The organism is Streptomyces sp. NPDC090106 (assembly GCF_044747265.1).
GTDB lineage: Bacteria > Actinomycetota > Actinomycetes > Streptomycetales > Streptomycetaceae > Streptomyces.
The window spans coordinates 132,202-143,658 of record NZ_JBIVDS010000005.1; the positions used below are offsets into that span (position 1 = coordinate 132,202).

General features: G+C 71.3%; 9 protein-coding genes. 5 read left to right on the forward strand and 4 right to left on the reverse strand.

The window, feature by feature from the left end:
* Nucleotides 1-137: 137 nt before the first annotated feature.
* The gene (locus ACIPSE_RS17650; RefSeq protein ID WP_401663407.1) at nucleotides 138-572 is read right to left on the reverse strand and encodes a VOC family protein; all 435 of its coding nucleotides are present in this window, start codon (nucleotides 570-572) and stop codon (nucleotides 138-140) included.
* Between the two features lie 225 nt (nucleotides 573-797).
* Here ACIPSE_RS17650 and ACIPSE_RS17655 point away from each other — a divergent pair, with 225 nt between their 5' ends.
* Nucleotides 798-3,776: a bifunctional [glutamine synthetase] adenylyltransferase/[glutamine synthetase]-adenylyl-L-tyrosine phosphorylase gene (locus tag ACIPSE_RS17655; RefSeq protein WP_401663409.1), complete on the forward strand. Its 2,979-nt coding sequence runs from the start codon at nucleotides 798-800 to the stop codon at nucleotides 3,774-3,776.
* A gap of 19 nt (nucleotides 3,777-3,795) precedes the next feature.
* Here the strand turns inward: ACIPSE_RS17655 and ACIPSE_RS17660 are convergent, their stop codons facing one another.
* On the reverse strand, nucleotides 3,796-4,731 hold the full coding sequence (locus ACIPSE_RS17660) for a DMT family transporter (RefSeq protein WP_401663411.1): 936 nt from the start codon (nucleotides 4,729-4,731) through the stop codon (nucleotides 3,796-3,798).
* Between the two features lie 71 nt (nucleotides 4,732-4,802).
* Between ACIPSE_RS17660 and ACIPSE_RS17665 the strand changes: the two genes are divergently transcribed.
* Nucleotides 4,803-5,699, forward strand: coding sequence for a LysR family transcriptional regulator (locus tag ACIPSE_RS17665; RefSeq protein ID WP_401663414.1), 897 nt, complete (start codon nucleotides 4,803-4,805; stop codon nucleotides 5,697-5,699).
* Here ACIPSE_RS17665 and ACIPSE_RS17670 read toward each other — a convergent pair.
* Both ACIPSE_RS17670 and ACIPSE_RS17675 read right to left on the reverse strand, forming a co-directional pair.
* Nucleotides 5,656-6,516, reverse strand: a complete 861-nt coding sequence (locus ACIPSE_RS17670) for a phosphatase PAP2 family protein (protein ID WP_401663416.1) — start codon at nucleotides 6,514-6,516, stop codon at nucleotides 5,656-5,658. The genes ACIPSE_RS17665 and ACIPSE_RS17670 overlap by 44 nt on opposite strands.
* A 132-nt stretch (nucleotides 6,517-6,648) precedes the next feature.
* Nucleotides 6,649-7,695 carry a LacI family DNA-binding transcriptional regulator gene (locus ACIPSE_RS17675; protein WP_401663419.1) on the reverse strand — a complete coding sequence of 349 codons (1,047 nt, stop codon included), beginning with the start codon at nucleotides 7,693-7,695 and terminating at the stop codon, nucleotides 6,649-6,651.
* Nucleotides 7,696-8,108: 413 nt separating this feature from the next.
* Here ACIPSE_RS17675 and ACIPSE_RS17680 point away from each other — a divergent pair, with 413 nt between their 5' ends.
* The 3 genes from ACIPSE_RS17680 (at nucleotide 8,109) to ACIPSE_RS17690 (ending at nucleotide 11,415) form a co-directional block, all read left to right on the forward strand.
* Nucleotides 8,109-9,377, forward strand: a complete 1,269-nt coding sequence (locus ACIPSE_RS17680; RefSeq protein WP_401663421.1) for an extracellular solute-binding protein — start codon at nucleotides 8,109-8,111, stop codon at nucleotides 9,375-9,377.
* A 111-nt stretch (nucleotides 9,378-9,488) separates the two neighbouring features.
* Nucleotides 9,489-10,493, forward strand: coding sequence for a carbohydrate ABC transporter permease (locus tag ACIPSE_RS17685; protein ID WP_401663424.1), 1,005 nt, complete (start codon nucleotides 9,489-9,491; stop codon nucleotides 10,491-10,493).
* Between the two features lie 13 nt (nucleotides 10,494-10,506).
* Nucleotides 10,507-11,415 (forward strand): sugar ABC transporter permease, encoded by a 909-nt coding sequence (locus ACIPSE_RS17690; protein WP_401663426.1) that lies wholly within the window; start codon nucleotides 10,507-10,509, stop codon nucleotides 11,413-11,415.
* The last annotated feature ends 42 nt before the right edge of the window (nucleotides 11,416-11,457 follow it).

Below are 11,457 nucleotides of genomic sequence, written 5' to 3' on the forward strand. Positions count from 1 at the left end.
CCACGACGGGGCCGATGACACGACGGTGACGTGACGTGACGTGACGTGACGTGACGTGACGTGACGTGACGGGGAAGGGGGCCGGGCGGTGATCCGCCCGGCCCCCTTCCCCTTCCCCGAGCCTCAGCCGGAGGCCGTCACTGCCCCGCCTGCTGGGCCAGGACCTGGTGGAGGGGTTCTGTTTCGCGGCGCTTGTACTCCTGGATGGCCCAGCCGTTGCCGTCGGGGTCCTTGAAGTACATGAACGTGGCGCCGTCCTGCGGGGCGAACCGGACCGGCTCGCTCACGTCCAGGCCGCGGGCGGTCAGCTCCTCGTAGGCCGCCTTGGCGTCGGTGACGCACAGCTGGAGGCCGTGGTAGGTGCCGGGCTGCGGGGCGCCGGTGGGGATCTGGAGGCCGTCGACCAGGGCGATGGAACAGCCGGAGCCGGGCGGGGTGAGCTGACAGATCCGGACGCCCTCCATCACCTCCCCGTCGAGATCGACGTGGAAGCCGACCTTGTCCTCGTAGAAGGCCTTGGCACGGTCCACGTCCGTCACCGGCAGCAGGACCACTTCGAGGCTCATGTCCATGGCGTGACTCCCTTGTCTACGTCGGCATGTCGGTACGTCGGCGCTCGGGGCCGCCCCCGCGTACGGCCGGACGGCTCCCCCCTCACCGAAGCCGAAAACCGTGCCCGGCGCCACCGAGAGAGCGAGAAACGCCCCGCCGAAACCGGGCCCGCGCCCCGGCGCCGACCGCGGCGTCTGCGGTTAGGCTCGTGGCCGTACGACCTTGATCGGACGGGAGGGCCGAGGATGACGGCGCCGGGGCGCAGGAGCAGTACCTTCTCGCGGCTGCTGCGGCACGGGTTCACCGACCCCTCGGCGGCCGAGCGGCTGCTGGAGAGCCCGGAGCTGAGCGCCGTCCGCGACGACCCGGTGCTCCTGGAGGCCCTCGGGGCCACCGCCGACCCCGACCTCGCCCTGGACGGACTCGTCCACCTCCTGGAGGCCCAGCCCGACCGGGAACTCCTCGACACGGTCATAGCGGCCAAGCCGCTGCGCGACCGGCTGCTCGGGGTGCTCGGCGCCTCCACCGCGCTCGCCGAGCACCTGGCCCGCCACCCGCGCGACTGGCAGGCACTCGCCATGTACGAGCCCCGGGACCTGCACCCCGGCGTGGAGGAGTTCGAGCGCGGGCTCGCCGAGGCCGCCGACCCGGTCGCGCTGCGCGTCGCCTACCGGCGGTGCCTGCTGTCGATCGCCGCGCGGGACGTGTGCGGCACGACCGACCTCGCCGAGACCGCCGCGGAACTCGCCGACCTCGCCACCGCCACCCTGCGCGCGGCCCTCGCGCTCGCCCGGGCCGCCGCCCCCGCGGACGCGGCCGCGTGCCGGCTCGCGGTCATCGCGATGGGCAAGTGCGGCGGCCACGAGCTGAACTACGTCTCCGACGTCGACGTCATCTTCGTCGGGGAGGCCGCCGACGGGGCCGACGAGCAGAAGGCGCTGCGCGCCGCGACGGCGCTCGCCTCGCACATGATGCGGATCTGCTCCGAGACGACCGTCGAGGGCTCCATCTGGCCCGTCGACGCCAACCTCCGCCCCGAGGGCAGGAACGGCCCGCTCGTGCGGACCCTCTCCTCCCATCTCGCCTACTACCAGCGGTGGGCCAAGACCTGGGAGTTCCAGGCCCTCCTCAAGGCCCGCCCCGTCGCCGGGGACCTCGACCTGGGGGAGGAGTACGTCACCGCCCTCGAACCCCTCGTGTGGAAGGCCGCCGAGCGGGAGAACTTCGTCGCCGACGTGCAGAAGATGCGGCGCAGGGTCATCGAGAACATCCCCGTCGCCGAGGTCGACCGCCAGCTCAAGCTGGGCCCCGGCGGCCTGCGGGACGTCGAGTTCGCCGTCCAGCTCCTCCAGTTGGTGCACGGCAAGCACGACGCCTCGCTGCGCAGCGGCACCACCCTCGACGCCCTCCAGGCCCTCGCCGCGGGCGGGTACGTCGGCCGCGCCGACGCCTCCCAGCTCGACGAGGCCTACCGCTTCCTGCGCTCCATGGAACACCGCATCCAGCTGTTCCGGCTGCGCCGCACCCACCTCGTCCCCGAGGACGACGCCGATCTGCGCCGGATCGGACGGTCGCTGGGCCTCAGGGCGGACCCGGTCGTCGACCTCCAGCGCGAGTGGAAGCGGCACGCCGGTGTCGTACGACGGCTGCACGAGAAGCTGTTCTACCGGCCGCTGCTCGACGCCGTCGCCCAACTCGCGCCCGGCGAGGCCCGGTTGAGCGCGGGGGCGGCCCGGGAGCGGCTCGTCGCGCTCGGGTACGCCGATCCGGCCGCCGCCCTGCGCCACCTGGAGGCGCTCGCCTCGGGCGTCAGCCGCAAGGCCGCGATCCAGCGCACCCTCCTTCCCGTGCTGCTGGGCTGGTTCGCCGACTCCGCCGACCCGGACGCCGGACTGCTCAACTTCCGCAAGGTGAGCGACGCGTTGGGCAAGACCCCCTGGTATCTGCGGCTGTTGCGCGACGAGGGCGCCGCCGCCGAGAACCTCGCCCGGGTGCTGTCCGCCGGACGCCTCGCCCCCGACCTGCTGATGCGCGCCCCCGAGGCCGTCGCGCTGCTCGGCGACGACCGGGGCCTGGAACCCCGCGGCCGGGCCGCCCTGGAGCAGGAGACCATCGCCGCGGTCAGCCGCGCCGACGGCGCCGAACAGGCCGTCACCGCCGCCCGCGGGGTGCGCCGCCGTGAGCTGTTCCGCACCGCCGCCGCGGACATCATCGGTTCCTACGGCACCGAGACCCAGCCCGCCGAGGCCGACCAGGGCGCCCTGGTGGAGCGGGTCGGCGGCGCCGTCTCCGACCTCAACGCCGCGACCCTCGCCGGAACCCTGCGCGCGGTCGTCCGGGACACCTGGGGCGACACCCTGCCCACCCGGTTCACCGTCATCGGCATGGGCCGCTTCGGCGGCCACGAACTGGGCTACGGCTCCGACGCCGACGTCCTGTTCGTGCACGAACCGCGCGCCGGTGTGCCGGAGCAGTCCGCCGCCGAGGCCGCCAACAAGGTCGTCGCCGAGATGCGCCGCCTGCTCCAGATCCCGAGCGCCGATCCGCCGCTCCTCATCGACGCCGACCTGCGCCCCGAGGGCAAGTCCGGCCCGCTCGTACGGACGTTGAACTCCTACGAGGCCTACTACCGCCGCTGGTCGCTGGTCTGGGAGTCGCAGGCGCTGCTGCGCGCCGAGGTCGTCGCCGGCGACGAGGACCTCGGCCGCCGTTTCATCGAGCTGATCGACCCGCTGCGCTACCCGGCGGAGGGGCTCGGCGAGGACGCCGTACGGGAGATCCGGCGGCTGAAGGCCCGGATGGAGTCCGAGCGGATGCCGCGCGGCGCCGACCCCAAGCTGCACACCAAGCTGGGGCCCGGCGGACTCTCCGACGTCGAATGGACCGTGCAGCTCCTCCAGTTGCAGCACGGCTGGGCCGAACCCGGTCTGCGCACCACCCGGACCCGTGAGGCCCTCGCCGCCGCCTGCGCCGCCGGACTCATCGGCGCCGAGGACGCCGCCATACTCGACGAGGCCTGGCTCCTCGCCACCCGCGTCCGCAACGCCGTGATGCTCGTCCGCGGCCGGGCCGGGGACACCTTCCCCACCGAGGCACGTGAACTGGCCGCCGTGGGACGGTACTTGGGATACGGGCCCGGTCACGCGGGCGACATGCTCGACGCCTACCGGCGCACCGGGCGCAGGGCGCGGGGCGTGGTGGAGACCCTGTTCTACGGGGCGTAGGCCCGAAAGCCGGCGGCGCTCAGGGGGTGCAGGCCCTCCCAGGAGCCCCGGCGGCGCGGGCCCCGGCTTCCTCCGGAACCCCCGCGGGGCCTGCGGCCGGCCGGAGGCGGGTCATCGCCACGCCCGTCAGCACGACCGCCATGCCGGCCACCACCCGCACGCCGACGTGTTCGCCCAGCAGCAGCGCGCCCAGCGCCACCGACACCACCGGCAGCAGATAGCCGGCCGTGGCCGCGGTCGTCGCGCCCTCGTCGGCGATCAGCCGGTAGTTGAGGTGGAAGGTGACGCCCGTGCCCAGCACGCCCAGGGCCGCGACCGCGAGGAGCGCGGTGACATCGGCGTCGACCGGGCCCGCGACCGGCAGGGACAGCGTCGTCCAGCCGGTCGCCGTCAGCAGCTGGGCGGCCGACATGGCGAGCGGCGCCCGCCGGTCCGTGAGCCTGCGCTCCATGTACGCGAACGCGACGGCGTAACTCGCCGCGGCGGCCAGGAGCGCGAGGGCGCTCCAGCCGGGCAGTCCGCCCCGCTGCCAGGGCGCGAAGATCAGCACCGTGCCGGCGAAGCCGAGCAGCAGGCCCGTCAGACGCACCGGGCCGGGACCGCGGTCGCTGCCGAGCAGCACGCCGATCAGCAGCGACCACAGGGGCGTGGTGGCGTTCAGGACGCCCGCGACACCGGAGTCGACGCTCTGCTCGCCGATCGCGAACAGGGCGAACGGGATCGCGTTGCAGAACAGAGCCGCCACCACCAGACGCCCCCACAGGGTCCGCCCGCGCGGCAGCCGCTGGCCCGCCGCGAAGGCCAGGACCAGCAGTGTGGCGGCACCGAGCGCGCAGCGCGCGATCGTGATCTGGGCGGGGCTCAGGCCGTGGTCGAGAGCCAGCTTGATCCAGAGGAAACCGGAGCCCCACAGGAGGGCGAGGGCGGCCATGCGGAGCGTGGAGGCGGGAGACATGCCTCCACGGTCCCGGAGCGGACACATGAGGACAAGTGAAGAGTTCTGGATGCGTTGTTAAGCTTGACTACATGCTTGATGTGCGTCGGATGCAGGTGCTGCGGGCCGTGGTCACCAGCGGCTCGGTCACGGGGGCGGCGGCGCTGCTCGGCTACACGCCGTCCGCCGTCAGCCAGCAGATCGCCGCGCTGGAGAAGGAGGCGCGGACCGAGCTGCTGGAGCGGGCCGGCCGCGGGGTGCGTCCCACGGCGGCCGGGCTCCTGCTGACCGGGTACGCGGACACCATCGGCCGTCAGGTCGCCGAAGCGGAGACGGCCCTCGCCGACCTCCTCGCGGGCCGCACCGGCCGGCTGGCCGTGCGCTACTTCGCCACCGCCGGAGCCTGTCTGGTCGCCCCGGCGGTCGCCCGGCTGCGCGCCGGACACCCCGGTGTGCGGATCGACCTGAAGCTCGTCGACCCCGAGGACCCGCTGCCCGACGTCCGCGAGGGCCGGGCGGACCTGGCCCTGGTCGTCGGCCCGCGCACGGCCCCCGGGGTCCGGCTGCTGCACCTCCTGGACGACCCGTACCTGGCCGTGCTCCCCGAGGGCCACCCGCTGGCCGCCCCCGGCCCGCTGCGTCTGGCCGACCTCGCCGGTGAACCCTGGGTCGGCAGCGAGTGGCCCGGTCCCTGCCTGGACGCCCAGCTCGCCGCCTGCGAGAGCGCCGGGTTCCGGCCCCGCTTCGCCGTCGAGAGCGAGGACTACGTCACCGCCCAGGGCTTCGTCGCCGCCGGGCTCGGCGTGACGCTGATCCCCCGCCTCGGCCTCGCCCACGGTACCCGGCCGGGCGTGGCGGTCCGCGAGCTGCGCGCCCCGCAGCCGGTGCGCTCCCTCTACGCGGCGGTCCGCGAGACGGCCCCGCCCCAGCCGGCGCTGGACGCGTTCATCGAGGCGCTGCGGGCAGCGGCCGGGGATCCGGAGGGGTGACCAGGCGGGACAGGCGGTACGGGAGAGCGCCGTACCAGAGACGGGCGACCGTGAAGCCGAAGGCCAGGCAGAGCAGCCCGCCGACCGCGTCGAGCCAGAAGTGGTTGGCGGTCGCGACGATCACGACGAGCGTGGCCGTCGGATACAGCAGCCCGAGCACGCGCACCCAGGGCACCGAGGCCAGAGCGAAGATCGTCAGGCCGCTCCACACCGACCAGCCGATGTGCATGGACGGCATCGCGGCGTACTGGTTCGACATGTGCTTGAGGTCGCCGGAGGCCATCGAGCCCCAGGTGCGGTGCACGACGACCGTGTCGATGAACCCGGTGCCGTTCATCAGCCGGGGCGGGGCCAGCGGGAACAGGTAGTAACCGACCAGGGCCACACCGGTCGTCGCGAACAGCACCGTGCGGGTCGCCGCGTACCGGCCCGGATGACTGCGGAACAGCCACACCAGGACACCGAGCGTCACCACGAAGTGCAGGGTGGCGTAGTAGTAGTTCATCCCCACGATCAGCCAACCCACCGAGTTCACGGCATGGTTGACCGACTGCTCGACCGCGATCCCCAGGTCGTGCTCGACCCGCCAGATCCAGTCGGCGTTGCGCAGCGCCTCCGCCTTCTGCTCCGGGACCGCGTTGCGGATCAGTGAGTACGTCCAGTAACTCACCGCGATCAGCAGGATCTCGAACCAGAGCCGGGGGCGGCGCGGGGTGCGCAGGCGGCGCAGGAGGCCTCCGCCCGTCGTGGTGCCGGTGACGGGGTGAGGAAGTGCCTCCTCGCGGCCTTCCAGAGCCGTCACGGTCGTCTCACCCATGGACAGAGAGTCTGCCAGAAAAGGCCTTGCCCCCAGATCATCCCCCGGGTGGGTCCTGGCCGCACGTCCTACGCCCGGACGACCGCCCCGGCTCCTCCCCGCGCATGCCCCGGAACCCCGTGCTCCTCCGCCTCAGGGACGAGCGCGCCCCGTACGGGCCGCCACGGGCGCCGAAGCCGTCGATCCGCGCACCACCAGTTCCGGCATGAACACGAACTCGCTGTGCGGCGCGGGCGTCCCGCCGATCTCCTCCAGCAGGGTCCGCACCGCGGCCTGGCCCATCGCCGGCACCGGCTTGCGGATCGTCGTCAGCGGCGGGTCGGTGAACGCGATCAGCGGGGAGTCGTCGAAGCCCACCACCGAGACGTCGTGCGGGACTTCGAGCCCCTGCTGTCGGGCCGCCCGTATCGCGCCGAGCGCCATCATGTCGCTCGCGCACACCACCGCCGTGCAGTCCCGGGAGATCAGCGCGGTCGCCGCCGCCTGCCCGCCCTCCAGCGTGTACAGGGAGTGCTGGACCAGCTCGGACTCGATCGTCTCGGGGGACAGGCCCAACTGGTCCTGCATGGCCCGGACGAAGCCCTCGATCTTCCGCTGCACCGGCACGAACCGCTTGGGGCCGAGCGCGAGACCGATCCGCGTGTGGCCGAGGGAGATGAGGTGCGTGACCGCCAGCGTCATCGCCGCGCGGTCGTCGGGGGAGATGAACGGCGCCTGCACCTTCGGCGAGAAACCGTCCACGAGCACGAACGGCACGCCCTGGCCGCGCAACTGCTCGTAGCGCTGCATGTCGGCGGAGGTGTCCGCGTGCAGCCCGGAGACGAAGATGATGCCCGCCACGCCCCGGTCGACGAGCATCTCCGTCAGCTCGTCCTCGGTGGAACCGCCCGGGGTCTGCGTCGCGAGCACCGGTGTGTAGCCCTGCCGCGTCAGCGCCTGCCCGATGACCTGGGCGAGCGCCGGGAATATCGGGTTCTCCAGCTCCGGCGTGATGAGGCCCACCAGGCCCTCGCTGCGTTGCCTCAGCCGCACCGGACGCTCGTAGCCGAGCACGTCGAGCGCGGCCAGGACGGACTGGCGGGTGGTGGCGGCGACGCCCGGCTTCCCGTTGAGGACGCGGCTGACGGTCGCTTCACTGACCCCCGCCTGAGCAGCGATGTCGGCAAGCCGTGTGGTCACGGGATTGGACTGTACCGGTCGACCCTCGCCTTGCACACCAATCGGACGCCGTGGGCGACCTGTTGACCGTCCCGGTCCGGATTGCTGGCTCATCGCGCTCCCTCGTGAATGTGATGGCAAGAGCTTGCAGAGTCTTGCACAGAGCGCTCCGTGCCGCTCCACCCCTGGAAACAAGCGTCTCACGCCGGTAGCCGGGAGGTCACGCCCGGATAACTTCCGAGACGTCTTGCACTTTTTTGCTGCAAGACCTTTCGCAACGCTTACATCGCTGTTACGTTCACGTCGCCCGGCCGCCGCAACGGCGCAGTCGGCACGACGCAGGAACGGCAGACGGGGCCGTCACCTGCACCACGCGAGGCAAGCGGACGGGACCGCCCCTCGCACCACACGGGCTTTCACCTCAAGGAGAACTCATGCGGCGTGGCATAGCGGCCACCGCGCTGGTGGCGTCCCTCGCGCTCACCGCGACGGCCTGCGGCGGGGACGACAGCAGCAGCGACTCGAGCGGTCCGGTGACCATCACCTGGTGGGACACCTCCAACGCCACCAATGAGGCGCCGACGTACAAGGCCCTGATCAAGGAGTTCGAGGCCGCCAACAAGGACGTCAAGGTCAAGTACGTCAACGTCCAGTTCGACCAGGCGCAGAACAAGTTCGACACCGCCGCCGGCTCCTCCGGCGCCCCGGACGTGCTGCGCTCCGAGGTGGGCTGGACCCCCGCCTTCGCCAAGAAGAGCTACTTCCTGCCCCTCGACGGCACCGAGGCCCTCGCGGACAAGGACAAGTTCCAGTCCAACCTGATCACCCAGGCCCAGTACGAGGGCAAGACCTACGGCGTCCCGCTCGTCACGGACACGCTCGCCCTGGTCTACAACAAGGACCTCTTCGAGAAGGCCGGCGTCGCCGCCCCCACCACCTGGGACGAGCTGAAGACCGCCGCCGCCACCATCAAGGCGAAGACCGGCGTCGACGGCTACTGGGGCTCCACCCAGGCCTACTACGCCCAGTCCTTCCTCTACGGCGAGGGCACCGACACCGTCGACGCCGACGCCAAGAAGATCACGGTGAACTCGGACGCCGCGAAGAAGGCGTACGGCACCTGGCTCGGCCTCTTCGACGGCAAGGGCCTGCACAAGGCCGACACCACCGCCGACGCCTACGCCCACATCCAGGACGCGTTCGTCAACGGCAAGGTCGCCGCGATCATCCAGGGCCCGTGGGAGATCACCAACTTCTACAAGGGCAGCGCCTTCAAGGACAAGGCCAACCTCGGCATCGCCACCGTCCCGGCCGGCTCCTCCGGCAAGGCGGGCGCCCCGACCGGCGGCCACAACCTGTCCGTCTACGCCGGCTCCGACTCCGCGCACCAGAAGGCGGCCCTGAAGTTCGTCAACTTCATGACCTCCGCGAAGTCCCAGTCGACGATCGCCCTGAAGAACTCCACGCTGCCCACCCGTGAGGACGCCTACACCGACGCGGTCAAGGCCGACCCGGGCATCGCCGGCTACGGCACGGTCCTCTCCGCCGCCCAGCCCCGCCCGGCCCTGCCCGAGTACAGCTCGCTGTGGGGTCCGCTCGACACCGAGCTGCCGAAGATCGCCGGCGGCAAGGAGTCCCTGGACAAGGGTCTGAGCAACGCCGAGGCCGCCATCGCCAAGCTGGTGCCGGACTTCAGCAAGTAAGCCCCGAACGGCCGCCGGATCTCCCCATCATGGGGAGGGGTCCGGCGGCCCTCGGCCGTGGGCCGCCCCGAGCCGCCGTACACCCCTTGACCATCCAGAAGGTGTCGAACCATGACAGTCGCCATCGATCGCGCGACCGGCAAGCGCCGCGACGTCCGCGGGCCACGCCCCGGCCGTGGCGAGCGCCTGAAGCACAGTTGGCAGAAGTACTGGTACGCGTACGCCATGATCGCCCCCGTGGTGATCGTCCTCGGCGTTCTCGTGCTGTACCCGCTGGTGTACGGCCTGTACCTGACGCTCACGGACGCCAACAGCCTCAACTCGGCCCGCACGATCGGCGTCAACCACATCGACGCCACCTACAAGTTCATCGGCCTGGACAACTACGCCGACATCCTGTGGGGCGACCTCGCCTACGACCGCTTCTGGTCGCACTTCATCTGGACGGTCTTCTGGACGGCCGCCTGTGTGGCCCTGCACTACAGCATCGGGCTCGGCCTCGCGCTGCTCCTCAACCAGAAGCTGCGCGGCCGTACCCTCTACCGGCTGATCCTCGTCCTGCCCTGGGCGGTGCCCACCTTCGTGACCGTCTTCGGCTGGCGGTTCATGCTCGCCGACGGCGGCGTCATCAACATGGGCCTGGACGCGCTGCACCTGCCGACACCGCTGTGGCTGGAGGACACCTTCTGGCAGCGGTTCGCCGCGATCATGGTCAACACCTGGTGCGGTGTGCCGTTCATGATGGTCTCGCTCCTCGGCGGACTCCAGTCCATCGACGGCACGCTGTACGAGGCCGCCGAGATGGACGGCGCCAACGCCTGGCAGCGGTTCCGCCACGTCACCCTGCCGGGACTGCGCTCGGTCAGCTCCACCGTCGTCCTGCTGGGTGTCATCTGGACGTTCAACCAGTTCGCCATCATCTTCCTGCTGTTCGGCAACACCGCCCCCGACGCGCAGATCCTCGTCACCTGGGCCTACTTCCTCGGCTTCGGACAGCAACCGCGTGACTTCGCCCAGTCGGCCGCCTACGGCATCCTGCTGCTGGCCATCCTGATCGTCTTCACCTCCTTCTACCGCCGCTGGCTGAACCGCAACGAGCAGCAGCTCGCGATCTGAGGCAGGAGCTCCCATGAGTACCACCACTGTTGAGAACTCCGCCGACATGACCGGCGCCCCGCCGCCCGCCGGCCCGGGACCGCGCACGGCGCGCGGGCGGCGCGGCCTGCTCGCCTCGCTCACCTCGCACGGGCTGCTGATCCTCGCGAGCCTGATCGCGCTGTTCCCGATCGGCTGGCTGGTGTACCTGTCCCTCGGCCCGGACAAGGACGACTACCTCCACCCGGGCGGCATCTGGTCCAAGATGACGCTGGACAACTACTCCTTCGTCCTCCAGCACACCAGCTTCTTCGACTGGCTGAAGAGCTCGCTGATCGTCTCCCTCGGGACGACGTTCATCGGCGTCCTCGCCGCGGCCACCACCGGGTACGCGGTCTCGCGCATGCGGTTCCCCGGCTACAAGAAGCTCATGTGGGTGCTGCTGGTCACCCAGATGTTCCCGATCGCCGTCCTGATCGTCCCGATGTACCAGCTGCTCTCCGAACTCCAGCTCATCGACAGCTACTTCGGACTCGTCCTCGTCTACTGCGCCACCGCCGTCCCCTACAGCGCGTGGCTGCTCAAGGGCTATTTCGACACGATCCCCTTCGAGATCGACGAGGCCGGACGCGTCGACGGACTGAGCCCCTTCGGGACCTTCTTCCGGCTGATCCTGCCCCTGGCCAAGCCGGGGCTCGCGGTCGCCGCGTTCTACAACTTCATCACCGCGTTCGGTGAGGTCGCCTTCGCCACGACGTTCATGCTCGACGACCAGAAGTACACCCTCGCGGTGGGTCTGCAGAGCTTCATCAGTGAGCACGACGCGCAGCGGAACCTGATGACCGCCGCCGCGGTGCTGATCGCGATACCCGTGTCCGCGTTCTTCTACCTCGTGCAGAAGAACCTGGTCACCGGCCTCACCGCGGGCGGCACGAAGGGCTGACGCCCGCCGCCCCCCATGCCCGGGGCGGTCGCGGTGCCCATC